The sequence below is a fragment of the Mesonia sp. K4-1 genome (genome assembly GCF_008017825.1).
GTDB lineage: Bacteria > Bacteroidota > Bacteroidia > Flavobacteriales > Flavobacteriaceae > Mesonia.
Genome location: NZ_VRLS01000052.1, coordinates 398,100 through 425,094, shown reverse-complemented (window position 1 = coordinate 425,094; position 26,995 = coordinate 398,100). Strand labels below are relative to the sequence as shown.

Sequence of the window (26,995 nt, the reverse complement as noted above, 5' to 3'; positions counted from 1 at the left end):
GGTTTTGTCCTTTAAAAATGTTCATATTACATCATATTTATTGACCTTAAAGATAAGTATTTATATACTGACCTCTATAAACTCTTTTTTGTTCCAGTTTTCTGTAGGGTCAGTGCCAATAAATATGGCATCATCTGTCATTAAAGAGAAATAAGTTTTAAAATTAGCTTCCGCCGCAGCGTTATGCCAATTATCCAGTACTTGTGTAATTTCCTTTTCAGCGTTTTGAGCAGATAGATTAATGCTAAGAAGTAAGATTAAGATAAAGAAAGAATAGTTTTTCATGAAACACTGTCTTTTTTGATTTGCTGAATGCTATCTTGTTCTTGAATACGTTTTTCTATTTCTTCTTCAAACTCTTCTAAGGTTTTTAAGAAAACTTCATTTAACTGTATTTTTAAATCTTGAAAAGCGATAATAAGCTCTTTTGTTTTTTGTGTAATAACTTCATTATCAAAATTGGTTTTTGAAGATTCCTGTACTAGAACACTTGCCTTAGTATACAAGACATTAATTCGTGCTTGAATAGGGATTTCCTTGAAAATTGGCGGAATAGTAGAGATTAATCCTGCGCTGGTTTCCTTTAAGTTATTACTGGTGTTTACTATCTCTTGTATGCTTGAGTTTTGAAGTCCTGCAATTTCATTTTCAAAAGTTAAATACTCTGGCCATTGGGAAACGCTATCTTTAGCTTCCGCGGAAAGCGAAACACTTTTTATATTAGAGATGCTTACATTTTCTTTTAATTGAGCGGCTTTTTTCTCTTGAAAATTCTGAAGGGCTTTCTCCTCTTTTTGATCGCTATTGCAACTTATCGCTAAAAAGATAGAACTGAAGAATAAAGAGTTGAAAATTAGATTTTTAAAGTTTGTCATAAGAAATTTAAATCGTTCGAAAGATACGTAATTTTTTAAGGTGTCCAATTTAAGATTTTCAATTTTGTATTAACGTTTAAAAGTCGTTCTTTTGAAAAGGATAAACAATTGTAGAATACATTTAAACTTTCAGATTTATTATGGCAATAAAGACTTTAATTATAGGAGCTTGCGGACAAATAGGAACAGAACTTACATTGGCATTGCGTGAAAAACACGGTAATGAAAATGTCATTGCAAGTGATATTCGTGAAGGGAGTGAGTCTTTAATGTCATCTGGTCCTTTTGAAACTTTAGATGCAACCAATTATAAAGGCATTGAAGACATTGTCATGCATTATGAGATAGATGAGGTTTATTTAATGGCGGCGATGTTAAGCGCTACGGCAGAAAAATTCCCTATGCGTGGTTGGAATTTGAATATGGATTCACTTTTTAATGTATTGAATTTAGCTAAAGATAAAAAGATAAGTAAATTATTTTGGCCATCGAGTATTGCTGTTTTTGGTCCGTCAACACCTAAGTTTGATACACCACAAACTACCGTTATGGAGCCAACAACTGTTTATGGAATAAGTAAACAAACTGGCGAACGCTGGTGCGAATACTACCATAATAAATATGGTGTAGATGTAAGAAGCATTCGTTATCCTGGTTTAATTAGTTATAAAACCTTGCCTGGTGGTGGAACTACAGATTATGCTGTAGAGATTTATCACGAAGCTTTAAAAGAAGGAAAATACACATCTTTTTTAAGTGAAGATACCGCTTTGCCAATGATGTTTATGGATGACGCTATTCGAGCAACTATTTCATTAATGGAAACTGAAGCCGATAACTTAAGCATACGTTCTTCTTATAACCTTGGCGGAATTAGTTTTACTCCAAAAGAATTAGCTGCAAGTATTCAAAAAGAGATCCCAGAATTTACCATTGATTACGCTCCAGATTTTAGACAACCTATAGCCGATTCTTGGCCTTCAAGTATCGATGATTCTCAGGCTCAAAAAGATTGGAACTGGAAACACGAATACGACATCAATAAAATGACCAAAACTATGCTAGACGGTTTAAGAGATTAAACCTATAGTTTATTTATAATTTCTGCAGCAGCTTTTAGAGTTTCTTCTTTTTTAGCAAAGCAAAACCGCAACATAGAGTCATCTTGTTGATTTTTATTAAATACAGAAATAGGAATAGTAGCTAAACCTTTTTCTTTAATTAATCGTAAGGCAAAATCGGTGTCTTTTTCGTGGGTTATATTTTTGTAAGAAGCCGTTTGAAAATATGTGCCTTGGCTAGGAGTAAACTTTAAGCGTGAGTCTTTAATTAGCGATAAGAAAAAATCTCTTTTTTGCTGATAAAATTCTGCTAAGCCCAAATAATGCTTCTCATTTTGTAAATAAGCATTAATGGCTACTTGCATAGGATGGTTGACGCAAAATACATTGTATTGATGTACTTTATTAAACTCTCTCATAAGTTCTTTGGGAGCTACGCAATAGCCCAATTTCCATCCCGTAACGTGAAAGGTTTTTCCGAAAGAATACGTGATAAAAGAACGTTCGGCTAATTGTGGGAATCTAGCTACGCTATAATGTTTTTGATTGTCGTAAAACAGATGCTCATAAACTTCGTCGCTTAAAATAATAATATTCGTATCCTTAACCAACTGTTGTAATTTTTCTAAATCTTTTTGCTGAAGTATTTTACCACTAGGATTATGCGGAGAGTTAATGATAATCATTTTAGTTTTAGAAGAGATTTTAGCTGCTACTTCTTCCCAATCAATTTGGTAATTGGGTGCCTGCATTTGAATAAGCACTGGTTTACCTCCGTAAAGCTCAATAGCAGGTTCATAACAATCGTAAGCGGGTTTAAATACGATTACTTCATCACCAGCTTTTACAAAAGCAGAGATCGCTGTAAAAATAGCCTGTGTTGCTCCGGCGGTGAGTGTAATATCGGTTTCGGGTTGGTAATTACTTCCGTAAAGTTTATTGAGTTTATAACAAAGAGTCTGGCGTAAAGAGAAAATCCCCTGCAAAGGCGCGTATTGATTTTTTGCTGAATGTATTGCTTTCGTTACTTCGTCTAATAATATTGGATCTGGACTAAAATCTGGGAAACCTTGAGACAAGTTAATGGCTTTATGCTCGTGCGCCAGTTTGCTCATTTTTGTAAAAATAGTGGTTCCTAGATGAGGCAGTTTAGAGTTTGGTAACTTCATGAAATTGATTTTTCAGAAAAGATAAAAACAAAAAACCCCAAATTCAAAAGAATTTGGGGTTTTAAAATATAATTTAAAAAGGATTATCCCTTGCTTGTAGCACTCATGTATTCTCTGTTCATGCGAGCAATATTCTCTAAAGAAATTCCTTTAGGACATTCAATCTCACAAGCACCAGTGTTACTACAGTTTCCGAATCCTTCTTCATCCATCTGTCTAACCATCGCTTGTACACGCTCAGTAGCTTCTATTTGTCCTTGAGGCAATAATGCGTATTGAGATACTTTAGCCGATGTAAATAACATAGCACTTGCATTTTTACAAGCCGCAACACAAGCTCCACAACCAATACACGTAGCGGCAGCAAAAGAGTCGTCTGCATTTTGTTTATTTACAGGAATAGCATTTGCGTCTACCGTATTACCAGAAGTATTTACAGATACATAACCTCCTGCTTGCTGAATGCGATCAAAAGAACCACGATCTACAATTAAATCTTTCACTACTGGGAAAGCTTTTGCTCTAAAAGGTTCAATAGTGATAGTGTCACCATCTTTAAATGAACGCATGTGTAATTGGCAAGTAGTAATTAAACGGTCTGGCCCGTGAGGCTCCCCGTTTATTTGTAGAGAACAAGAACCACATATTCCTTCACGACAATCGTGATCAAATTCTACAGGCTCTTCTCCTTTGGCTACCAATTCCTCATTCAGTACATCTAGCATTTCTAAGAAAGACATATCTCCTTCGATACCATCGATAGGATAATCTACCATCTTTCCTTTGGTCTTGGCATTATCTTGGCGCCATATTTTTAATGTAAGTTTCATATAGTTTAGATTTTAGTATTGAGTATTGAGTATTGAGTCGCTATTATGTAACATCTCATTTCTCAACACTGGTATCTATTTATAACTTCTCGTTTTTAGCTCAATATTGTTGAACTTTAATTCTTCTTTATGCAATTTCGCATCACGCGGATTTCCTGTGTACTCCCAAGCAGCAACGTACTTGAAGTTTTCATCATCTCTTAATGCTTCTCCTTCTTCAGTTTGGTACTCTTCTCTAAAGTGACCTCCACAAGATTCGTTTCTATGTAAAGCATCTTTAGCAAAAAGTTCTCCAAGTTCTAAGAAATCGGCTACACGACCAGCTTTTTCAAGCTCTGCGTTTTTATCACCAGCTTTACCAGTAACTTTTACGTTAGCCCAAAAATCTTCACGTAAGGCTTTGATTTCCTCTAAAGCATCTTCTAAATCTTTAGCGTTTCTAGCCATTCCACATTTGTTCCACATGATCTTACCTAAAAGTTTGTGGTAGTGATCTACAGAGTGCTTTCCGCTAGCATTCATTAAACGATTGATTCTATCGGTAACGTCTTTTTCTGCAGCTTCAAATTCTGGAGAATCGGTAGAGATTTTTCCTGTTCTAATATCTTTAGAAAGGTAATCACCTATCGTATATGGAAGTACAAAATAACCATCGGCTAAACCTTGCATTAAGGCAGAAGCACCAAGTCTGTTAGCGCCGTGATCAGAGAAGTTTGCTTCTCCTGCAGCATAACAACCAGGAATGGTAGTTTGTAAGTTATAATCTACCCAAAGACCTCCCATTGTATAATGTACCGCCGGGTAAATCATCATTGGAGTTTCGTATGGATTTTGATCTACAATTTTTTGATACATTTGGAAAAGGTTACCATATTTAGCTTCAATAACTTCTTTTCCTAGTTTTGTAATTTCTGCTTCCGTAGGGTTTTTATGTCCTGAAGTAAATGCTTTCTCTTTTCCGTAACGCTCAATAGCACTAGCGAAATCTAAGTAAACAGCTTCTCCGGTTTTATTCACACCATAACCAGCATCACAACGCTCTTTTGCAGCTCTAGAAGCTACATCACGAGGTACTAGGTTACCAAAAGCAGGATATCTTCTTTCTAAGTAATAATCTCTTTCGTCTTCGCTTAAATCGGTCGGTTTCTTTTTACCTTCACGGATAGCGATAACATCTTCTTTTTTCTTCGGAACCCAAATTCTTCCATCATTACGAAGAGACTCAGACATCAAAGTTAATTTTGACTGATGATCTCCCGATACAGGAATACAAGTTGGGTGAATTTGTGTATAACAAGGGTTTGCAAAGTAAGCTCCTCTACGGTGAGCTCTCCAAGCAGCCATTACATTACTTCCCATAGCGTTAGTCGACAAGAAGAATACGTTACCGTAACCTCCCGATGCTAATACCACCGCGTGAGCTGAATGACGCTGAATTTCTCCAGTGACCATATCTCTGGCAATAATACCTCTCGCTTTTCCATCAACCAAAACTAAATCCATCATTTCATGACGGTTGTAAGATTGAATTTTACCACGATTGATCTGGCGATTCATTGCAGAATAAGCTCCTAATAGAAGCTGTTGTCCTGTTTGCCCTTTAGCATAAAAGGTACGAGATACTAGTACTCCTCCAAATGAACGGTTATCTAAAAGACCTCCATATTCTCTAGCAAAAGGAACTCCTTGTGCTACACATTGATCAATAATATTACCTGATACTTCCGCTAGACGGTAAACGTTAGCTTCACGAGAACGATAATCTCCACCTTTTACTGTATCATAAAATAAACGGTAGTTAGAATCACCATCTCCTTGATAGTTTTTTGCGGCATTAATACCACCTTGAGCGGCAATAGAGTGTGCACGACGCGGAGAATCTTGGTAACAAAACGTTTTTACATTGTAACCTAATTCTGCTAACGTAGCTGCAGCACTACCACCTGCTAAACCGGTACCAATAACAATCACATCTATATTACGCTTGTTGGCTGGGTTTACCAGATCAATTTCGTTTTTGTGTTTAGTCCATTTATCGGCCAAAGGACCTTCTGGTATTTTTGAGTCTAAAATTGACATAATCTTACGTATTATAGTTGATTAATATAGTGAAATAGTGCTATAAAAATAAACCCTAATGGTATAATGATAGCAAAAGCTTTAGTGAAGCCTTGTAGTCCTTTTGAATACTTATTATTGAATCCTACCGACTGAAAAGAAGAGGCGAAACCGTGTAATAAGTGTAACATTAAAAAGATAAACGACACTACATACAAAATAACTCTCCATAAGTCTTTAAACTTTACAATGGTTTCTTCATAGTATCTTGTAGGATCTTCTGGTAAACCGTGTATGTACTTGTGAGAGATTTCTGGAAACCAAAAATCATAAAAGTGAAGACCTAAGAAAGCTAAGATTACTGCTCCAGAGTAAATCATGTTTCTAGACATCCAGCTAGAGTTAGCGTTTCCATTATAGTTTTTGTAGCCTACACCTCTTGCATTACGGTTTTGAATTTCTAAGATGAATCCCATAATAAAATGGAAAATTACTCCAAAAATTAAAACTGGTTGTAATAATGCTTGTACCACAAAGTTAGTTCCCATAAAATGAGATAACTCGTTAAATATATCGGGGCTAATGACCGATGTAAAGTTAATGGTAAAGTGTTGTAATAAGAAAAAGACAAGAAATAGTCCTGAAAGAGCCATAGCAAATTTTCTTGCTACAGACGATTTTATAATTCCACCCATTGGTTTTGGTTATTTAAATAAAATTTATACAAAAATACATGGGTATTGGTTTATAGACAAACTTTAACGTCTCTTTGATGTTATTTAGAATAAGTATTAACAAGTTTTTGCTGCTGTTAGGCTAAAGTTAATTTAATCGCTTAGAGTTTTTATTCAATTAGGATTGTTTATTTTTGAAAAAATTCAAGTTTTATGAGATATCAACCTATTAAGAAAGATTTATTTATAAAAAATCGCAAGAACTTTATGGCACAAATGAAGCCATCGAGTATAGCGATTTTTAACTCCAACGATATTTATCCTATTGGTGCAGATAGTACCATCCCGTTTCAGCAAGATAGAAATCTGTATTTCTTAAGCGGAATAGACCAAGACAGTAGTATTTTACTACTTTTTCCTGATGCTCCTAAAGAAAAGCACCGTGAAATTCTTTTCTTAACGGAAACCAACGAACACATTGCTGTTTGGGAAGGAGAAAAGTATACCAAAGAAAAAGCCTTTGAGGCTTCTGGTGTAAAAACGGTTTACTGGTTAAAAGATTTACATAAAGTATTGCACGAGATAATGTCACAATGCGATACGGTTTACATCAATACGAACGAGCATTACAGAGCTAATGTAGAAACTGAAACTAGAGAAACTCGTTTTAATAAGTGGTTATTAGAAAAATACCCTGCGCACCAAACGGCAAAAAGTAATCCTATTTTACAACGTTTACGTTCAGTAAAAGATCCTTTAGAAATAGAGGTGATGCAACAGGCTTGTAACATAACTGAAAAAGGTTTTAGACGTGTTCTTGATTTTGTGAAACCTGGTGTTTGGGAATACGAAATTGAAGCTGAATTTATGCACGAGTTCTTACGTAATCGTTCTCGAGGATTTTCTTACACTCCTATTGTGGCTTCAGGGCAAAACGCTAATGTTTTGCATTACATTGAAAACAAAATGCAATGTAAAGAAGGTGAGCTTATTTTATTAGATGTAGGAGCGGAGTATGCTAATTATTCTAGTGATATGTCTAGAACGATACCGGTATCTGGTCGTTTTACTAAAAGACAAAAAGAAGTTTACAATGCGATTAATAAAGTAAAAAATATAGCACAAGATATGTTGGTGCCAGGAACATTCTGGGAACAATACCATGTAGAAGTAGGTAAATTAATGACCTCAGAGCTTTTAGATCTAGGTCTTTTAGATAAAGCCGATGTGCAAAATGAAGATCCAGATTGGCCAGCGTATAAAAAATACTTTATGCACGGGACTTCTCACCACATTGGTTTAGATACACACGATTATGGAATCTTACACGAACCAATGCAAGCCAATCAAGTGTTTACCGTAGAACCAGGAATTTATATTCCTGCAGAAGGATTCGGAATTCGTTTGGAAGATGATTTGGTTATTCAAGAGAAAGGGTCTCCAGTGAATTTGATGGGTAATATTCCTATTGAAGCCGAAGAGATTGAAGATTTAATGAATCAATAAAAATATAAAAAACGAAGACAATTATTTAAAGCGATCAAGTCAAGAATTTACTTTTGACTTGATCGCTTTCTTTTAATAATATTAATAAGTATGGTATTGTAAAATTTACCTCTGCTTATAAACTATTGTTGAAAACTAGAATTACAGACGTTTTTGTTATATCCTGCGTTTTAACTTGTTTTTCTATATATACGAAACTTACTTAAAAGTTGTAAATATATTAAAAACAAGCTATACATAGTCTAAATATATTGAAACCACAGTTTTTGTACTAAAGTGTGGTTAGAGTGTGGACTCAGTGTGGTTTGAGTATGGATTAGTTGTAGAATAATTAGGGATAATAAGCAATATTATTTTATTTAAATTTAGAGAAAGTAGGACAGTTGCAGAAATTTAAAGGGCCTCCCTTCTAAACATGCCAGCCAGCTAGTAGGTTTATTTCAGAATCTCATCATATTGATCTAAAATCTGTATGAGAACCTGAATCAAGTTCAGGTTGACGAAAATTAACTTCTCGGATAGCTTTTTTTTATTCTGTTTTTGCTTCCGCGGAAGCGAAGTTATTCTTTAGCTCTTTTTAGGTGTAAGTCTCCAAAATCAAAACTAAAATCGGTGATAGGAGCGATGTATTTCATAGTGGCAGATTGTGCTTTTCCATATTCATCTAAACTGAACAATACAAACACATCGGCATCAAAACTTCTATTTTTCCATTTAGCCACATAGGTTGTCGTGTTATAAGGAAGCAATTCTGCTGTAAGCTCTGAATTTCTTTCAGAAGTGATCTTTAAATTCTTAGCTTCTTCAGTAATATAAAATTTACCCAACCAAGCATCTTCGTAGGTTCCAGTAATTTGATTGGTGTTTAAAACCTTATCACTTGTACTAAATTCTTTTACTTGTTGATAAACCGCTTTTTTAATACTGTCATTTTTTGCAATCCAATCAGCGTTTCTTTTCCCGTATTTTTCTAACCAATTTCGGTCTTTATATCCTAAATAACTATCTTTAACCGTATTGGTAATGGTGCTAAAAGCGCTACCAATCATTTGATTGGTTAATACCACAATCCCTAAATCCAATTCTGGTATTAAGGTAAATTGTGTTACTGTTCCTAATAAACCACCCGTGTGCGTTACTTGTTTGTAACCTCCTTTTACATCACTCACAAACCAACCTAAAGAATACCCCGAAAAATGAGTGTCATAAGAATTGTTTTTGCTTACAGGTAATGGAGTTTGTAATTGCCATAATTCGTGCATTTGCTCTTCACTTAATATGCGCACTCCATTTTTAGTCACGGCATCATTCATTAAAAACTCTGCCCAAGTTAACATATCGGTCACGTTGCTCATAATTCCTCCAGCAGGATTGGCAAGATCGCTCCAATCATGCGGAATTTGAATTACTTCTCCTTCTGTTCTCGTATGGGCGTCGATGATATTAGATTTATCGGTCACTCGGCTATAAGCAGCTTTACTGTTCTTCATTCCAACAGGTTGTAAAATATGCTCTTCGATAAATTCTTCCCAAGTTAATCCGCTTACTCGGTGAATCACCTCACCAGCGATAATAAACATGTTGTTGTTGTATTTAAATTCACTTCTAAAAGAACTTTCGGGCTCTAATTTGCTAACGTTTGCTAAAACATCATCAATAGTAAAATCTCCACCTTCAGGGAAAAACATAAGATCTCCTGCTCCAAGGCTTAAACCGCTGCGATGCGTTACTAAATCTCTTACTGTAAATTCTTCCGTAACAAAATCTTCTGGCATTTTAAATTCTGGAATGTGTTTTCTCACCTTATCATTCCAATCTAATTTTCCTTCATCCACCAAAATTGCCAAAGCAAAACACGTAAAACCTTTACTGTTAGAAGCAACACCTACTAGCGTATTTTTATTCATATCTTTCTTGTTGGCTAATGAACGTACACCGTGGCCTTTGGCGTAAATCACTTTACCTTCTTTTACGATCCCTACAGATATACCGGGAACATCAAATGTTTTTAAGGTATTTTCAATTAGTCGATCTAATTTTTTTTCTTTTATCTGCGCCGTAAGGGTGAAACTAAATAAGCAGAAGCTTAGCGATAAGATTTTTAGCATTTTCATAGAGAAATATTGTTTTTTAGGATAAGAAAAGAATCTATTTTTGCCGCATGCAAAAATTTATACCTTACAAAAATATACAAATTGCCTTTACGGCTCAAGGAAAGGGAGAAGCAATCGTTTTATTGCACGGTTTTTTAGAAAACTCTACGATGTGGGAAAATGTAATTCCTGCTTTAGAAAAAAACTATCAAGTCATTACGATAGATTTATTAGGGCACGGAAATACCGAACGTTTGGGTTATATTCATACCATGGAGGAAATGGCGCAAACCGTCTCTTACGTTCTTGATCATTTGCAGATAGAAAAAGCTTCATTTTTAGGACATTCTATGGGCGGTTATGTAGCTCTCGCTTTCGCGGAATTATTTCCGTTAAGGATAGAAAAATTACTGCTTTTAAATTCAACACCTTTAGCCGATTCTCACGAACGTGTAGCTAATAGAAATAGAGCTATACGCTTGGTAAAACAAAATAAAGATGCTTTTATAAGTATGGCGATTACCAATTTATTTGGAAAAGAAAGCCGAGAGCAATTGAGAGAAAAAATTAATGCTTTAGTAAAAGAAGCGCAACAACTCCCTACCGAACATATTGTTGCCGCGATGGAAGGTTTGAAAGCTAGAAAAGATAGAACCCATATCTTGAAAAACTTCACAGGAGAGAAAATATTCTTGGCAGGCGAAGAAGATGAAATTGTCACTTTAGAAAGTTTACAACAACTCGCCAAAAAAACCAATACTCAACTTAAAACTTTTAAAGGTGGACATATGACACATTTAGAAGCAAATGAGGAGTTATTAGGGTTTTTAAAGTAGACATTAAATGAAAAAATTTGGATTTAGGAATAGAAATTAGTTTCAATTAAAAAACCAGCTCTTAAGAGCTGGTTTTTTCCCTGTTTTAGTTGAAGTAAAAAGGGCTGGTTTTGGGTTAATGTACTAACCTTGCTTTGGTAAAAACATACTGGTTAAGTAGTTGCAAGGTTGTAGCTTTGTCGGGGGTGTTTATAAGCAGTGATATGTTATTATTACTGCCTCCATAAGCTATCATTCTTACGCTAACATCTTGTAAGATTTGAAATAGCTTAGGCGTGTCTTTATGATGAACAATGTTGTTTCCCACTAAACAGACAATACTTTTGTTGCTTTCTACCTCTACAGTAGAAAATTTTTCCAATTCAGAGGTGATTTCTTTAATATAAGTAGGTTGGTCTATGGTTAAAGAAACGGCTATTTCTGAGGTGGTTATCATATCAATTGAAGTTTCGTACTTCTCGAAAATCTCAAATACTTTTTTTAAGAAACCATGGGCAAGTAACATCCTTTCAGATTTTATTTTAATCACGGTAATGTCATCTTTAGCGGCGATAGCTTTTATGCCTTCCCCTTTTCTTTCGGTAGAAATTAATGTACCCAAGGCTGTAGGTTGCATAGTATTTTTAAGCCTTACTGGAATATTTTTTTCTCTAGCAGGAATAACGGTTTGCGGATGCAATATTTTAGCACCAAAATAGGCTAATTCGGCAGCTTCATTAAATGAAAGTTGAGCGATAGAGGTGGTGTCTTCTACTACACGGGGGTCATTGTTGTGAAATCCATCAATATCGGTCCAAATTTGCACTTCTTTAGCTTTTAAAGCAGCTCCAATAATTGTGGCCGAGTAATCACTTCCGCCACGACGGAGATTAGAAATATTTCCGTTAGCATCTAAACAAATAAAACCTTGGGTAACAAAAATTTGGTTATTGGGGTAACCTTTTAAAAGTCTGGCTAAGTTTTGTTGTATATAAAATTGATCGGGTTCATTTTCTTTATCCACTCGCATAAAATCTAAAGCAGAAATCAGAGCTGATGATAAACCTTGAGATTTAAAATAATGATGGACTAAAAGAGTAGAAAATAATTCTCCTTGTGCTAAAATTTTACCAGTAAAAGAATCTTGATAGGGACTATATGAGTAACCTAATAATTGCGCAGTCATGGTGTTAATATGGCCTGCGACCAATTGATAAGTTTCATTTTCTTCTAGTAGCTGAAATGCAGTAGAAGTGTAATGATCTTTTAATTTTAAAATAAGTTGAGAAGCTTTTTCTTGTTCTTGATTTTGAATAGCTTCAGCAATAGAAACTAATGTATTGGTGCTACCGCTCATAGCAGATAAAACAACCACTTTGGGTTGCCCATCATCGACAATTTCCTGTATTTTTTTTATATTTTGGATAGAGCCCACTGAAGTTCCTCCAAATTTTAACACCAACATAGCATCTGTTATTTGGCTTCAAATATAGAATAGAGGATGATTGTTGCCTTAAAATTGTTTAAATTTGACTAATTTAACACAATATGTTATATAATTAACAAATGAAAACAATAGTACAATGTGTCGAAGAAATCTTAGTAAACCAGTCTTTTTTGGAAGAGGCTTTAGAGCGAAAAATCATTAATTATAGTGCGTTAGCGGAGGAGTTGAGAGAACCCATTAGCGAAATGTTGCGTAAGCCCGTAAAAGTGGGAGCTATTATGATGGCTCTTAGGCGTTACCAAACTCCGTCTCATGTGAAAAGTACTTCTCACGTAAAAAAGGCATTGCGTCAAATGGGAGATATTACATTGAGATCTAATTTGTATGCTTTTACATTTAAAAATTCGGTTTCCCTAATTGAAAGTCATAGCTTGCTTTTAGATTATGTAGCTTCTAATCCGCATTTGTTTTATGCTTTTACTAGAGGATTGGTAGAAAGTAATATTATGATTTCTGGCTCTGAAAAAGAGAAAGCAGATAAGATTTTTAAAAATGAAATTATCCTAAGCAGACGAGGAAATCTATCGGCGATAAGTGTGCAATTGCCACAAAATAATTATAAGATTGCAGGCTTGTACTATCAATTTTTTAAACACTTAGCGTGGAATGGGATTGCGGTTTACGAGGTGGTTTCTACAAGTAACGAAATTACTATCTTAGTAGAAGACAGTGTTATAGAAAAAGCCTTTAGCGTAATTAAGAGTTTGAAAAACTAAAGGTATATAGTTTAAATTTTTTCCTAAATTTTTGATTTAATATATTGAGTGATATGAAAAAACTGGAAATAACCTTGTATTTAATAGCTGCTATCGTATTTTTTCTGGTGCTTTACTATGGAATGTCTGAAACAATCGGTTATTCTATATTTTTAGCAATTTTTGTTTTCGTGTTGCCGTTATTGATAAAATTTCTTGTCAATAAATTAAAAAAGACTAATCTTCATCATTAGCATCTCCAAATGTATTCCAGCCTTGGGCTTTCATTGGTATTTTTTGATTTCCTCTAGTCACTAAATGCATTCCTTCACGTTCTTCTGTCATATGACCGATGATGGTGAAATTTGGATTGCCTTTAATTTTATCAAAATCTTTTTGATCGACAGTAAACAAAAGTTCGTAATCTTCACCTCCGTTTAAGGCAATTGTAGTGCTATCTATATTAAACTCCTCGCAAACCGAAATTACAGCAGGATCTAAAGGTATTTTCTCCTCAAAAAGGTTAGCCCCCACTTTAGAGTTTTTACAAAGGTGTATGATTTCAGAAGAAAGACCATCACTAATATCTATCATACTAGTAGGTTGTACTTCTAAAGCAGCTAATAGACTGGAAATGTCTTTTCTGGCTTCAGGTTTTAATTGTCTTTCTACTAAATAGGAATAAGGTTCTAAGTCGGGTTGCGCATTAGGATTAACTTTAAATACTTGCTTTTCGCGTTCTAAAACTTGCAGTCCCATATAAGCGGCGCCGATATCACCAGTTACTACTAATAAATCATTAGGTTTTGCGCCATCACGTTTGGTAATTTTTTCCGCTTCAGCTTTCCCTAATGCTGTGATGCTAATTACCAATCCAGAAGTAGAGGAAGTGGTGTCGCCACCAATGACATCTACGTTATATGTTTTGGCAGCTAAAGTTATTCCTGCATATAATTCTTCTAAAGCCTCTACAGGAAAACGGTTAGATGCCGCAATAGAAACTGTAAGTTGGGTAGCTTCAGCGTTCATGGCATATATATCAGATAAATTCACCATTACGGCTTTATAGCCTAAATGTTTTAAAGGCATATAGGCTAAATCAAAATGCACGCCTTCTACAAGCATATCTGTAGTTACGACAGTAGCAAAGTTTTCATGATCGATGATGGCAGCGTCGTCTCCAATTCCTTTAAGAGTAGAGGGTTGGTACAGCTCAACAAATCTAGTAAGATGGTCTATAAGGCCAAACTCTCCTAATTCAGATAAACTCGTTTTGGGGCTATTGTCTTCAAACATACGTTTTTAAATAATTTAGCGTTAACTTTGTATTGGTTACAAAAATAATGTTTTTAAATACACTTTAATGAAGAAAACTCTACTTTCCTTAACACTTTTATTTCCTTTTATAACACTCTATGCGCAAACCATCTGTCAAAACGGATTTGCAGGTCAATTTCCTTGCAATGATTATGATTTAATGAGTAGAATAGATTTGTCAACTATGAATGCCTCTGTAGCAAACGATATTTGGGGTTGGACAGATCCTCAAGATAATAAAGAATATGCGTTAATTGGTTTAGATAATGGCACAGCATTTATTAATATTACAGATCCAGTTAATGTTGAATATTTAGGGAAATTACCAACACATACTTCATCGAGTACTTGGAGAGATATTAAAGTGTATGGTAATTATGCTTTTATTGTAAGTGAAGCTCAGGGTCACGGGATGCAAGTTTTTGATCTCACAAGATTGAGAAATGTTCCTAATGCGCCAATTACTTTTACAGAAGATGCGCACTACAATCAATTCGGAAATGCTCATAATATTGTAATTAATGAGGATACACCAGTGGCATATGCTGTGGGTACATCTACGTTTAACGGGGGTTTGCATATGATAGATATTTCTAATCCATTAACTCCAGCTTTTGCAGGAGGATATTCTGCAAGTAATTATACTCACGACTCTCAAGTTGTAACTTATACTGGGCCAGATTCAGATTATACAGATAAACAAATTTTTATAGGAAGTAATGAAGATGAAGTTGTCATCTTAGATGTTACTAATCCTTCGAATGTAATTCCGATTTCAACTATTTCTTACGTAAATACGGGATATACCCACCAAGGCTGGTTTACGAAAGATGAACGTTATTTTATCTTAGGAGATGAATATGATGAGCTTCAGTATGGATTTAACAGTCGTGCTGTCGTATTTGATTTTCTAGATCTAGACAACCCTGCATTCTTCTTTGAATTTTTTGGCCCCACCGCTGCAATAGATCATAATTACTATGTAAAAGGTGATTTGGCTTATATTTCAAATTATAATGCGGGAGTTAGAATTGCTGATATTTCAGGGATTCAGAATCAAGTCGTAAACGAAATAGGTTTTTTTGATACGCATCCAGCTAATGATGCGGCAGATTTTGATGGAGTATGGAGTGTTTACCCTTATTTTGATAGCGAAAATATTATACTTTCAGATATTAATAGAGGCTTATTTATAATTCGTAAAAGCGGAACTTTTAGTACAGAAGAATATAATAAAGCTGAATTATCTATGTGGCCAAATCCAGCGAAAAACAGAGTTTTCTTTTCATTAAGTAGAAGGGGAATTGATCAAATAGAAGTTTTTAATATGTTGGGGCAAAAAGTGAAAAATGCTAGTGCTATAGATTTGAAAACAAAATCAATAGATGTTTCTTCCCTATCTAAAGGAATGTATGTGGTAAAAGTGAATAATTTAACTACTAAGAAACTCATAGTAGAATAATATGAAACTACCTTACCTAAAGTTTTTATCAATAATAGTATTTGCGCTGTTAGCCTTGGGTTGTAGCAAAGATGAAGCTACAACAAATGGAAGTGTCGATACTCCAGATCCTACAGATGATAATCCAACTCAAGGATTTTTAGGTGAAATCGATTATGTAAAAACATTTGGTGGAAGTGGAGAAGATGATGCACTTTCAGTTACAAAAACATTAGATGGAGGGATTGCTGTTTTTGGATTTACACAGAGTATAGATGGTGATGTAACAGGAAAATCTTCTACAGATAGTGACTATTGGCTTTTAAAATTAGATGCTAACGGGAATAAACAATGGGATCAAGTCTATGGAGGTAGTGATGACGATCGCGGTCAGAAAATAATAGCAACAAGCGATGGCGGATTTGCCGTTACCGGATTTTCTCGCAGCAACGACGGGGAGGTAAGCGATAATAACGGTTTTTATGATTATTGGATGCTAAAATTAGATGCTTCAGGAAATATACAATGGTCAAAAACTTTTGGTTTTCCAGGAAGTGATCGAAGCTTTTCTTTAACTGAGTTACAAGATGGAGGTTTCTTTCTTACGGGGTTCTTAGATGTAACAGCTAGTGACGGAGAGGGAAATGATCTAAAAAGAAAAGGAGCTGCGGTTCTACACGGAGTTGGAGAATTTTGGGGTATTCGTTTAGATGAAAATGGAAACAAAATTTGGCGACGCTATTTTGGTGGGACTAATAACGACCGTAGTTATGACGTTATACAAACTTCTACACAAGATATTTTAATGGTTGGCTCTTCAGAAAGTGACGATTTTGATATTACCAATCCTAAAGGAAGTTATGACATTTGGGTGGTCAAAACCGATTTGGACGGTAATTTGCTTTGGCAGAAAAATTTTGGAGGTTCTTCTATAGAAATAGGTTATTCGGTGACTGAAACGCAAGATGGTAACTTCGTATTGGCAGGAGATACCAGAAGTAGTGATGGAGATATTTCTAACCCGATGGGGAACTCAGATTTTTGGATGATTAAGTTCGACCCTTTAGGAAATCTTATATGGGAAAAAACCCTTGGCGGAAGTGATTTTGATTCCGCTAGATCTATTGAGGAATTTCAAAATGGAGATTTACTCATTTCCGGAAGCTCTAAAAGTCAGGATCATATGCTAACGCAGAATTATGGAAGCAATGACGCTTGGGCTGTCATAACTGATGGTAGTGGAATTGTAAAATGGCAATCTACATTTGGCGGATCAGATTTAGATTTTATCAATCAAGCTATTCAATTAGAAGATCTCGGAGTGGTTCTAATTGGTAATACAGAAAGCGCAGATTACGATGTTAAGGAGAACAAAGGTTCAAAAGATATATTGCTTATTAAATTAAAATAACAAATGAAAAAAATAATAGTAGTGTTAGTGATAGCTATTTCAATAACAAGCTGTTTTAAAGATGAAGATGATGAAAATAATAACCTCAGCCTTCAATTTAAAAATGAATTTGCAGGAGAAAGCATTGATTTAGAAACTGGGACATACGTTAATTCTTCCGATGAAATTCTAAATATCTCTACGTTAAATTATATCATTAGTAATATTGTTTTAATAGATGCTAGTGGTGAAGAATATATTTACCCTGTTGAAGAAAGCTACTTCTTGGTTAGGGAAAACGATGAAGCTTCACAAAAAATAGTTTTGAATAACCTTCCTTTTGATAACATAAAGTCAATCCGGTTTGGTGTAGGGGTAGACCAGTCAAATTATCCATTAAACGGAGTGAATAACTTTGTGCCTACTGCTGAAGAAAACAATATGCTTTGGTCTTGGTCCGCAGGTTATATTTTCTTTAAAATGGAAGGTGTTTTTAATAGTGAAAATAGTCAAGATGAACCTTTTTTATATCACATTGGAAGTCATGGCGAAACTTTAGATAATTATAAGGAAGTAACGCTTTCTTATGAGAATGCTAGGGCTGTAAGTACCGTAAATATAAAGTTTGATGTAGCCAAGGTATTTGCGGGAGAAAATGAAATGTCGTTAGAAGAAAAAGCCGATATTCAAGTAGATCCTGTGTATGCGCCTAAAGTAATTAGTAACGTGCAACAAGCTTTTTCCGTTGCAACGGAATAAATTCATGTGGAAAAAAATAACATATTTAATTTGCATTAATTTGCTGTTATGGTCTTGCGGTAAAGACGATGAGGGTGGTTATGAGTCGATCACAAATCAGCAGGAAGAAAATAAAGAATTAGATTTTCAAATACCGTCAAACTTTCCAGAGCTTACGTACGATTTAACTGCAAATCCGCCTACCGAAAAAGGTTTTGAATTAGGAAAAAAGTTATTTTATGATGGTAAGCTGTCATCAGACGGCGTAGTAAGTTGTGGGTTTTGTCACATTCAAGATTTTTCATTTACACATCACACTCATATAGTGAGTCACGGGGTTAATGGAATTTTAGGGACTAGAAATGCCCAACCACTTCATAACATGGCTTTTATGAAGGAATTTACGTGGGATGGCGCAGCCGATCATCTTGATGAACAGCCCATTATTCCTATCACTGCTGAGGTAGAGATGAATGAAAGTTTTTCTAATATTATAGCCAAATTAAAAGGGGACGAGGTGTATGTTGAGCTTTTTAAAGAAGCTTTTGAAAACGATGAGGTAAATACCGATAATATGCTCAAGGCCATTTCGCAGTTTTTGGTGATGATGGTTTCAGCTGAATCTAAATATGATAAAGTAGAACGTAATGAAGGCGCCGTTTTCACGGAAGAAGAACTGGCAGGAAAAGCTGTTTTTGACCAAAAATGCGCCAGTTGCCACGCCGGAACCTTGTTTACTGACCAATCTTATCGAAACAATGGTTTGCCTTTAGATCTAGAATACAATGATATTGGTAGAGAAAGGGTGACAGGTTTGGCAGAAGACCATAGAAAGTTTAAAGTGCCTAGCTTAAGAAATATAGAAATTACCTATCCTTATATGCACGACGGGAGATTTGCTACCTTAAAAGAAGTACTCGATTTTTATGATAAAGGTGTTGAGGTTTCAGAAACCTTAGACCCGCTTTTGCAGCAAGAAAATCAAGTAGGAATTTCCTTAACGGAAGAAGAAAAGCAACAACTCATTACCTATTTTAAAACTTTAACCGATACCAACTTTTTACTAGATGAACGCTTTGCGGAGTTTTAGTTTTTACAATTATTTAAATTTCTAATGTGTAATAAAACTCGCTTATTAATATTCATTATGGTTCTCATTCTTTTTTCTTCTTGTAATAGAATTCTATTTAATACCATGATTAGCAATAAATTGAAATAAATTAGAATAGTGTTTTACTTTAAAATTTTAAACCGCTTTCAATTTAATGAAAGCGGTTTTTTATTTACATCCTATAACCAAACCCTATAAAACAATAACAGATATTAATCTAGGCAAATATGGTATTCAGCACCTTAAATTGTATATTTGCAGATTAGATAGAATTAATTTAAACAAATTATGATAAAGGTTAGTCAGGAAGCTAAAGTAAAGTTAGCGAGTTTGATGGCAGAGGAAGGATTTGACGCCGAAAAAGACTACGTTCGAGTAGGTGTTAAAAGTGGGGGTTGTTCTGGTTTATCTTACGATTTAAACTTTGATCAAGCCCGAGTAGAAGAAGATAAAGTATTTCAAGACAATGGAATACAACTTATCGTAGATAAAAAAAGTTTTTTGTATTTGTTAGGAACCACTCTAGAATATTCTGGGGGGCTTAACGGAAAAGGATTTATTTTTAATAATCCTAATGCACAAAGAACCTGCGGTTGTGGTGAATCATTTTCACTTTAATTTTTGAAGCAAAAAGATAATGAATAAGTTTACAGAAGACGACTTAAGAGAAGAGTTAAAAACCAAGGAATATGAATATGGGTTTTATACCGATATAGAATCTGATACTTTTCCTGTAGGTTTAAATGAAGATATTGTAAGAGCTATTTCAAAGAAAAAGGAAGAGCCCGAGTGGATGACCCAATGGCGTTTGGAAGCTTTTAGGGTTTGGGAACAAATGGAAGAGCCAGATTGGGCTAATGTACATTACGAAAAACCCAACTTTCAAGATATTTCCTATTATTCAGCTCCCAATAAAAAGCCTAAATACGATAGTATCGATGATGTAGATCCAGAGCTGTTGGATACGTTTAAGCGTTTAGGAATATCTTTAGATGAGCAAAAGAAATTAGCTGGAGTAGCTGTAGATGTGGTGATGGATTCTGTTTCCGTGACAACGACATTCAAGAAAACCTTAGCGGAAAAAGGAATTATATTCTGTTCTATTTCTGAAGCGATCAAAGAACATCCAGAATTGGTGAAGAAACATTTAGGAACCGTAGTTCCGCAGAAAGATAACTTTTATGCAGCCTTAAATTCGGCTGTATTTAGTGATGGTTCTTTTTGTTACATCCCTAAAGGTGTAAAATGCCCGATGGAGCTTTCTACTTATTTTAGAATTAACCAAGCCGGGACAGGACAGTTTGAAAGAACTTTGGTGGTAGCCGATGAAGGAAGTTACGTAAGTTATTTAGAAGGTTGTACGGCGCCAAGTAGAGATGAAAATCAATTGCACGCAGCGGTAGTAGAGCTTATTGCGCTAGATGATGCTGAAATTAAATACAGTACGGTTCAAAACTGGTATCCTGGTAATGCTGAAGGTAAAGGAGGGGTTTTCAATTTTGTAACTAAAAGAGGTTTATGTGAAGACCGAGCTAAAATTAGCTGGACTCAGGTAGAAACGGGTAGTGCGGTAACTTGGAAATATCCTAGCTGTATCTTAAAAGGAGATTATTCTATTGGAGAGTTTTACTCTATTGCGGTGACTAATAATTATCAGCAAGCAGATACAGGTACTAAAATGATTCATTTAGGGAAAAACACGAAGAGTACCATTATTTCTAAAGGAATTTCCGCAGGGAAATCTCAAAACTCTTATCGAGGATTAGTACAAATTAATAGTAGAGCTGAAAATGCTAGAAACTTCTCACAATGTGACTCTCTGTTAATGGGGAATGAGTGTGGAGCGCATACTTTTCCGTATATAGAAACCAAAAACAAATCGGCTAAAGTAGAACACGAGGCAACCACAAGTAAGATTGGGGAAGATCAGATTTTCTACTGTAACCAAAGAGGAATTGATACAGAAAAGGCTATTGCATTAATTGTAAATGGTTTTAGTAAAGAGGTGTTAAACAAACTTCCTATGGAGTTTGCTGTTGAGGCTCAAAAATTATTAGAAATTTCTTTAGAAGGATCAGTAGGATAAAAACTTAAAACATGAAAAAAGCATTTATTATCACCAGTTTATTAGCGGTCTTCTTTACAAGTTGTAAGCAAGATGCTAAAAAAGAAGAAGTAAAGGAAGCAGAAGCTGAAACTACTCAAGTGGAAGATTCTCAAAATAAAAATGGGATTGTAACCTTAAGTGGTGAGTTTATTTATGTGGCAGATGCAGCTGTATTAACAGGAAATAATTTTATTTATGGAGTGCAATTAGACTCTATGACGATGAAATTATCAGAACAGGTTAAGCCTCTTAAAAGAGAAGATTTTGATATGGTTCCTGTGATTGTAAAAGCAAAAGTAAAACCTAACCCTGCTAAAGAAGGTTGGGACGAGATTATAGAAATTAAAGAGATTTTAAAAGTTTCAGCACCAAAAGGAGAAGAAGCAATTAAAGTTAAAGGAAAATAAAACAAAGAGATGCTAAAGATAAAGAATTTACACGCAAGTGTTGAAGGAAAAGAGATACTTAAAGGGATTAACCTAGAAATTAATGCAGGAGAAGTACACGCGATTATGGGACCTAACGGGTCTGGTAAAAGTACATTGGCTTCTGTAATAGCTGGAAAAGAGGAATACGAGCAAACAGAAGGAGAAATTATTCTAGAAAATGAAGAAATCTCTGAAATGGAAGCAGATGAAAGAGCACATAAAGGTTTATTTCTTTCGTTTCAATATCCAGTAGAAATCCCTGGAGTTTCGGTAACTAACTTTATGAAGACGGCTATCAATGAGACCAGAAAAGCTCAAGGTTTAGAAGATATGCCAGCGAAAGACATGTTAAAGAAAATCCGTGAGAAATCTGAGTTGTTAGAAATTGACCGTAAGTTTTTATCTAGATCACTTAATGAAGGGTTTTCTGGAGGAGAGAAAAAACGTAATGAGATTTTTCAAATGGCAATGTTAGAGCCGAAACTATCTATTCTTGATGAAACAGATTCTGGTTTAGATATCGATGCACTTCGTATTGTTTCTAACGGAGTGAACAAATTAAAAACTAAAGACAATGCGGTGATCGTAATTACACATTATCAACGTTTATTGGATTATATAATACCAGATTACGTACACGTTCTTCTTAACGGAAAGATTGTGAAATCTGGAGGAAAAGAATTAGCTCACAAGCTAGAAGAACACGGTTACGATTGGATTAAAGAAGAAGTGAAAGTAGAAAGCTAGAAAATACTTCTAGTTAATGTAAAAAGTAACAATATCAATTCCCCATTAGGGGCAAAGTCAAGATTACCCATGGAATTAAAAGATAAATTAATCTCTTCTTTTTTTGCTTTTGAAGATCAAATAGATGTCAATAATCAAATTCATCAATTGCGAACCAAAGCCATTAAAGATTTTGAAACAATTGGTTTTCCAAATAAGAAAGAAGAAGATTGGAAATACACTTCTTTAAATTCAGTATTAAAAGAAGACTATAGCATATTCCCAAAAGAGGAGAATACTATAGATTATAAAGACGTTAAAAAGTACTTTATTCATGATATAGATACTTATTCTATCGTATTTATAGATGGAATATATTCTTCTCACCTGTCTAATACGACACACGATAAGATAGATGCTTGTTTAATGTCATCTGCATTACATCACGAAAAGTACAAAGCAGTAATAGATAATTATTTTAATAAAATAACTCCTCAAGACTCAGGATTAAACGCTTTAAATACAGCATTTTCTAGAGAAGGAGCATTTATCTATATCCCAAAGAATACCTTAGCAGATCGTCCTATTCAAATTCTTAATTTTTCTACAGGAAATGAATCGGCTTTAATGCTTCAGCCAAGAAATTTAATTGTGGTAGAGGAGAACTCACAAGTTCAAATTATAGAACGTCACCAGAGTTTAACCGAAAACCCTGTGTTAACCAATTCGGTTACCGAAATTTATGCTGAAAAAAGAGCGCAAGTAGATTATTATAAAATTCAGAATGATAAAACATCTGCCTCTTTAATCGATAACACTTACGTGGAACAAAAGCAAGAAAGTTTCTGCTCTATTCACACGTTTTCATTTGGAGGAAAATTAGTACGTAATAATCTACAATTCTTTCAACGTGGAGAAAGAATTGATTCTACGATGAAGGGTATTACGATTATTGAAGGTAAACAACACGTAGACCACAATACATTAGTTCACCATGCGGTGCCTAATTGTGAAAGTCATCAGGATTATAAAGGAATTTTTGACGATAAAGCCGTTGGAGTTTTTAATGGTAAAGTGGTAGTTGAAAAGGAAGCGCAAAAGACAAATGCTTTCCAAAGTAATAATAACATTTTGGTAAGTGATAAAGCTACGATTAACGCTAAGCCGCAATTAGAGATTTTTGCAGATGATGTAAAATGTAGTCACGGTTGTACTATTGGTCAGTTAGACGAAGATGCTATGTTCTATTTAAAGTCTCGTGGAATTCCTGCTAAAGAAGCGCGTGCATTATTAATGTATGCCTTTGCTAATAATGTTTTAGAAAGTGTGAAAATACCTGAGCTAAAAAAACGTATCAACAAGCTTATCGCAAATAAATTGAATGTGAGTTTAGGTTTTGATCTATAAACTTATGAAACAGTTTTTAGTTATTATAATCTTTGCATTCTCAACATTAGCTGTAAGTGCTCAAGATTTTACCTATGGTTTTTTAGTAGGTGCCAATGCGTATGATGGTGATATTTCTGGAGAAGCAATTTCTGGAGGAGATGGATATTCTGCTTTTGGTAAAGATGGCTTTCCATTAAATATTGGTGTGTTTGGTAATTATCAACTTAACCAATCGATCGGAGTAAAAGCAAACTTATTTTATAAAGGAAATTATAAGAGTATAAGATTTGATAATGTAGACAACGATTACGGTCAATATGTTTCAAGTATTCAATTTCAACCTTTATTGGTTTTTGATATAAATAAAGAGTATAATAAGGGCTTTTATCTAGTTGGTGGTTTAGGAGTTGATTTTAAACTGAAGGAAAAAACAATCACTACAGATTTTGCTTTCGATGAAGATGTCTATAAAACAACATCTCTAGATGCTTTATTTGGTTTCGGTTTTACTTTTTCTAAATCTATAGGAATGGAATTTATCGGTAATTATGGCCTTTCAAATTCAATTGCCCTAAGCGGATACGAAACATCTACAGCAGGAGCTTATGTGAATTTATATTTCAATCTAACTCCACTTATCAATAAATAAAACTCATTTTATGAGTCACTCAAATATAGATATTAAGAAAATCCGTAAAGATTTCCCCATACTTTCTCGTAAAGTAAATGGGAAACCTTTAGTGTATTTAGATAACGCTGCAACTTCTCAAACTCCGCAGCAGGTGATCGATGTTATTGTAGATTATTATCAAAACTACAATGCCAACATTCACCGAGGAGTACATAGCCTTTCTCAAGAAGCAACCGATGCTTACGAAGAAGCAAGAGAGAAAATACGAACTCATTTTAATGCCAAACATAAAGAAGAAATCATTTTTACTTCAGGAACCACGCACGGCATTAACTTGGTCGCAAATGGATTTTCCAACCTTCTAAAAGAGGGAGATGAGGTATTGGTTTCGGCATTAGAACACCATTCTAATATTGTCCCGTGGCAGATGTTGTGTGAAAAAAGCGGAGCTAAATTAAAGGTGATTCCAATGACTCCACAAGGAGAGTTAGATAAGCTCGCTTTCGCGGAATTATTTTCAGAAAACACCAAGTTGGTTTTCGTTAATCACGTTTCTAACGCATTAGGAACGGTGAATCCCATACAAGAAGTTATAGCAAAAGCTAGGGAAGTTGGGGCTGCAGTTTTAATAGATGGTGCTCAAGCAGCTCCTCATATTAAAGCCGATGTACAAGCACTAGATGTAGATTTTTATGTAGTTTCTGCTCATAAAATATGTGGACCTACGGGCGTTGGGGTTCTTTACGGAAAAAAAGAATGGTTAGAGAAACTCCCTCCTTACCAAGGCGGTGGAGAGATGATAGACCAAGTGAGTTTTGAAAAAACGACTTACGCAGGTTTACCTCATAAATTTGAAGCAGGAACTCCTAATATTTGTGGAGGGATAGCTTTTGGAGCTGCATTAGATTATATGAATTCTATAGGGTTTGAAGCAATTGCAGAATATGAATATGAGCTTTTAAAGTATGCAACTCAGCAATTGTTGGAAATTGAGGGTCTAAAAATCTATGGAACTTCGGCCGATAAAACAGCTGTTATTTCTTTTAACATAGAAGGAATTCATCCTTATGATATTGGTACTATTGTTGATAAATTAGGAGTAGCGGTAAGAACTGGCCATCATTGTGCTCAACCCATTATGGATTATTTTAAAATTCCGGGAACGGTAAGAGCTTCATTTTCTTTTTACAATACAAAAGAAGAGGTTGATGTGTTAGTTGAAAGCGTTAAAAAAGCAAAAATGATGTTATCATGAAAAATATAGGATTAGTTTTAATTGTAATGGTTTTTAGTGTGTTTGGATGTAAATCTCCCAAAGAAGCTGTAGCAGAATTGCAATCAGGAAAGTATGATATTGTAAGTATTAATGGTGAAGAAATTGATGATAAAGCTCAGGTAGATATTAATTTTAATACAGAAGCAAGCCGGGTAACTGGTAGTGCAGGTTGTAATAAATATACCGCTTCCTACACTGTAGAAAACGGAATGCTGGAGGTAAAACAAGCTGCTGTTACTAAAATGTCCTGTATGTTTATGTCTATTGAAACTCAGTTTTTAAAAGCAATGTCACAAGTAAAATCATATAAATATAAAGAAGATATGATTTTACTATTGGATGAAAATAAAAACGTAATTTTAAAAGGAAAAAAATAAGCGATTGGAGAGTATAAAAAATATACAAGAAGAGATAGTAGATGAGTTTTCCATGTTCGAAGATTGGATGCAGCGATATGAGTATATGATAGAGCTAGGGAAATCCCTTCCTCTAATTGAAGAACAGTATAGAGTAGATGAAAACCTTATTAAAGGTTGCCAGAGTAAAGTTTGGTTGCATTCTAAGTTAGATGGGGATAAAGTTATTTTCACTGCAGATAGTGATGCAATTATCACCAAAGGAATTGTAGCTATTCTTATTCGTTCTTTTTCTCATCAAGAGCCACAAGCTATTTTAGATGCCGATACCAATTTTATAGATGAGATTGGATTGAAAGAACATTTATCACCCACTAGAGCTAATGGTTTAGTGAGTATGGTAAAACAAATAAAAATGTATGCTTTAGCTTATCAAGCAAAGCTCAATTAAAAGTAAAGAATTATGTCAGTAGATACAATAGATACCAACGAGTTAGGAGAAAAAGTGGTGAAGGTTATAAAAACTATTTATGACCCAGAGATCCCTGTAGATATTTATGAATTAGGGTTAATTTATGATGTTTTTGTAAATGAAAACTATGATGTAAAAGTTTTAATGACTTTAACTACGCCTAATTGTCCAGTGGCAGAATCACTTCCGCAGGAAGTAGAAGAAAAAATTAAATCTATAGATAAAGTGAATGATGCAGAAGTAGAGATCACTTTCGATCCTCCTTGGACACAAGATTTAATGAGCGAAGAAGCAAAACTAGAATTAGGAATGCTTTAAGAATCAAAACAT

27 protein-coding genes are annotated in these 26,995 nt (G+C 34.6%); 18 read left to right on the top strand and 9 right to left on the bottom strand.

Features of this window, described 5'->3' with window-relative positions; translation table 11 throughout:
• Positions 1-60 precede the first annotated feature (60 nt).
• Positions 61-285 carry a nuclear transport factor 2 family protein gene (locus FT986_RS10040; protein WP_147864915.1) on the bottom strand — a complete coding sequence of 75 codons (225 nt, stop codon included), beginning with the start codon at positions 283-285 and terminating at the stop codon, positions 61-63.
• Complete coding sequence (locus tag FT986_RS10035) at positions 282-875, bottom strand: hypothetical protein (RefSeq protein ID WP_147864914.1); 594 nt, start codon at positions 873-875, stop codon at positions 282-284. The genes FT986_RS10040 and FT986_RS10035 overlap by 4 nt, the downstream gene beginning before the upstream one ends.
• A gap of 140 nt (positions 876-1,015) precedes the next feature.
• Between FT986_RS10035 and FT986_RS10030 the strand changes: the two genes are divergently transcribed.
• Complete coding sequence (locus FT986_RS10030) at positions 1,016-1,957, top strand: NAD-dependent epimerase/dehydratase family protein (protein ID WP_147864913.1); 942 nt, start codon at positions 1,016-1,018, stop codon at positions 1,955-1,957.
• Positions 1,958-1,959: 2 nt separating this feature from the next.
• Here FT986_RS10030 and FT986_RS10025 read toward each other — a convergent pair whose 3' ends face one another.
• From FT986_RS10025 to FT986_RS10010, 4 genes are all read right to left on the bottom strand, one after another.
• Complete coding sequence (locus FT986_RS10025; protein WP_147864912.1) at positions 1,960-3,105, bottom strand: methionine aminotransferase; 1,146 nt, start codon at positions 3,103-3,105, stop codon at positions 1,960-1,962.
• Positions 3,106-3,188: 83 nt separating this feature from the next.
• On the bottom strand, positions 3,189-3,935 hold the full coding sequence (locus FT986_RS10020; RefSeq protein WP_147864911.1) for a succinate dehydrogenase/fumarate reductase iron-sulfur subunit: 747 nt from the start codon (positions 3,933-3,935) through the stop codon (positions 3,189-3,191).
• A 75-nt stretch (positions 3,936-4,010) separates the two neighbouring features.
• A complete protein-coding gene (locus FT986_RS10015; protein WP_147864910.1) occupies positions 4,011-6,014 on the bottom strand; it encodes a fumarate reductase/succinate dehydrogenase flavoprotein subunit in 2,004 nt (667 codons plus the stop codon).
• 11 nt (positions 6,015-6,025) lie between these two features.
• Positions 6,026-6,688 carry a succinate dehydrogenase cytochrome b subunit gene (locus FT986_RS10010; RefSeq protein ID WP_147864909.1) on the bottom strand — a complete coding sequence of 221 codons (663 nt, stop codon included), beginning with the start codon at positions 6,686-6,688 and terminating at the stop codon, positions 6,026-6,028.
• Between the two features lie 192 nt (positions 6,689-6,880).
• On the opposite strand from FT986_RS10010, the gene FT986_RS10005 reads away from it, so the two are divergent.
• Positions 6,881-8,173 carry an aminopeptidase P family protein gene (locus FT986_RS10005; RefSeq protein ID WP_147864908.1) on the top strand — a complete coding sequence of 431 codons (1,293 nt, stop codon included), beginning with the start codon at positions 6,881-6,883 and terminating at the stop codon, positions 8,171-8,173.
• 560 nt (positions 8,174-8,733) lie between these two features.
• Here FT986_RS10005 and FT986_RS10000 read toward each other — a convergent pair.
• Complete coding sequence (locus FT986_RS10000) at positions 8,734-10,287, bottom strand: serine hydrolase (RefSeq protein ID WP_255505942.1); 1,554 nt, start codon at positions 10,285-10,287, stop codon at positions 8,734-8,736.
• Positions 10,288-10,334: 47 nt separating this feature from the next.
• Here FT986_RS10000 and FT986_RS09995 point away from each other — a divergent pair, with 47 nt between their 5' ends.
• Positions 10,335-11,102: an alpha/beta fold hydrolase gene (locus FT986_RS09995; protein ID WP_147864907.1), complete on the top strand. Its 768-nt coding sequence runs from the start codon at positions 10,335-10,337 to the stop codon at positions 11,100-11,102.
• Positions 11,103-11,217: 115 nt separating this feature from the next.
• Here the strand turns inward: FT986_RS09995 and FT986_RS09990 are convergent, their stop codons facing one another.
• A complete protein-coding gene (locus tag FT986_RS09990) occupies positions 11,218-12,546 on the bottom strand; it encodes an aspartate kinase (RefSeq protein ID WP_147864906.1) in 1,329 nt (442 codons plus the stop codon).
• A 101-nt stretch (positions 12,547-12,647) separates the two neighbouring features.
• On the opposite strand from FT986_RS09990, the gene FT986_RS09985 reads away from it, so the two are divergent.
• On the top strand, positions 12,648-13,304 hold the full coding sequence (locus tag FT986_RS09985; protein WP_147864905.1) for a hypothetical protein: 657 nt from the start codon (positions 12,648-12,650) through the stop codon (positions 13,302-13,304).
• Between the two features lie 216 nt (positions 13,305-13,520).
• Here the strand turns inward: FT986_RS09985 and thiL are convergent, their stop codons facing one another.
• Positions 13,521-14,579 carry a thiamine-phosphate kinase gene (gene thiL, locus FT986_RS09980; protein ID WP_147864904.1) on the bottom strand — a complete coding sequence of 353 codons (1,059 nt, stop codon included), beginning with the start codon at positions 14,577-14,579 and terminating at the stop codon, positions 13,521-13,523.
• A 67-nt stretch (positions 14,580-14,646) separates the two neighbouring features.
• On the opposite strand from thiL, the gene FT986_RS09975 reads away from it, so the two are divergent.
• The 14 genes from FT986_RS09975 (at position 14,647) to FT986_RS09910 (ending at position 26,983) form a co-directional block, all read left to right on the top strand.
• Positions 14,647-16,062, top strand: a complete 1,416-nt coding sequence (locus FT986_RS09975) for a choice-of-anchor B family protein (RefSeq protein WP_147864903.1) — start codon at positions 14,647-14,649, stop codon at positions 16,060-16,062.
• A 1-nt stretch (position 16,063) separates the two neighbouring features.
• Positions 16,064-17,452 carry a hypothetical protein gene (locus FT986_RS09970; protein WP_147864902.1) on the top strand — a complete coding sequence of 463 codons (1,389 nt, stop codon included), beginning with the start codon at positions 16,064-16,066 and terminating at the stop codon, positions 17,450-17,452.
• Positions 17,453-17,455: 3 nt separating this feature from the next.
• Complete coding sequence (locus FT986_RS09965; RefSeq protein WP_147864901.1) at positions 17,456-18,190, top strand: MbnP family protein; 735 nt, start codon at positions 17,456-17,458, stop codon at positions 18,188-18,190.
• Between the two features lie 4 nt (positions 18,191-18,194).
• Positions 18,195-19,259 (top strand): cytochrome-c peroxidase, encoded by a 1,065-nt coding sequence (locus tag FT986_RS09960; protein WP_147864900.1) that lies wholly within the window; start codon positions 18,195-18,197, stop codon positions 19,257-19,259.
• A gap of 309 nt (positions 19,260-19,568) precedes the next feature.
• Positions 19,569-19,898, top strand: coding sequence for an iron-sulfur cluster assembly accessory protein (locus FT986_RS09955; RefSeq protein ID WP_111540774.1), 330 nt, complete (start codon positions 19,569-19,571; stop codon positions 19,896-19,898).
• A 19-nt stretch (positions 19,899-19,917) separates the two neighbouring features.
• Positions 19,918-21,366, top strand: a complete 1,449-nt coding sequence (gene sufB / locus FT986_RS09950; RefSeq protein ID WP_147864899.1) for a Fe-S cluster assembly protein SufB — start codon at positions 19,918-19,920, stop codon at positions 21,364-21,366.
• Positions 21,367-21,377: 11 nt separating this feature from the next.
• Complete coding sequence (locus FT986_RS09945) at positions 21,378-21,794, top strand: hypothetical protein (RefSeq protein ID WP_147864898.1); 417 nt, start codon at positions 21,378-21,380, stop codon at positions 21,792-21,794.
• A 9-nt stretch (positions 21,795-21,803) separates the two neighbouring features.
• The gene (gene sufC / locus FT986_RS09940) at positions 21,804-22,562 is read left to right on the top strand and encodes a Fe-S cluster assembly ATPase SufC (protein WP_147864897.1); all 759 of its coding nucleotides are present in this window, start codon (positions 21,804-21,806) and stop codon (positions 22,560-22,562) included.
• A gap of 69 nt (positions 22,563-22,631) precedes the next feature.
• The gene (gene sufD, locus FT986_RS09935; protein ID WP_147864896.1) at positions 22,632-23,948 is read left to right on the top strand and encodes a Fe-S cluster assembly protein SufD; all 1,317 of its coding nucleotides are present in this window, start codon (positions 22,632-22,634) and stop codon (positions 23,946-23,948) included.
• Between the two features lie 4 nt (positions 23,949-23,952).
• On the top strand, positions 23,953-24,579 hold the full coding sequence (locus tag FT986_RS09930; protein ID WP_147864895.1) for an outer membrane beta-barrel protein: 627 nt from the start codon (positions 23,953-23,955) through the stop codon (positions 24,577-24,579).
• 10 nt (positions 24,580-24,589) lie between these two features.
• Entirely contained in the window at positions 24,590-25,816 is a 1,227-nt protein-coding gene (locus FT986_RS09925; RefSeq protein WP_147864894.1) for an aminotransferase class V-fold PLP-dependent enzyme, read from the top strand.
• Positions 25,813-26,214 (top strand): META domain-containing protein, encoded by a 402-nt coding sequence (locus FT986_RS09920; RefSeq protein ID WP_147864893.1) that lies wholly within the window; start codon positions 25,813-25,815, stop codon positions 26,212-26,214. Before FT986_RS09925 ends, FT986_RS09920 begins: the two co-directional genes overlap by 4 nt.
• 4 nt (positions 26,215-26,218) lie before the next feature.
• The gene (locus tag FT986_RS09915; RefSeq protein WP_370451163.1) at positions 26,219-26,644 is read left to right on the top strand and encodes a SufE family protein; all 426 of its coding nucleotides are present in this window, start codon (positions 26,219-26,221) and stop codon (positions 26,642-26,644) included.
• Between the two features lie 12 nt (positions 26,645-26,656).
• Positions 26,657-26,983 (top strand): SUF system Fe-S cluster assembly protein, encoded by a 327-nt coding sequence (locus FT986_RS09910; protein ID WP_111540766.1) that lies wholly within the window; start codon positions 26,657-26,659, stop codon positions 26,981-26,983.
• The last annotated feature ends 12 nt before the right edge of the window (positions 26,984-26,995 follow it).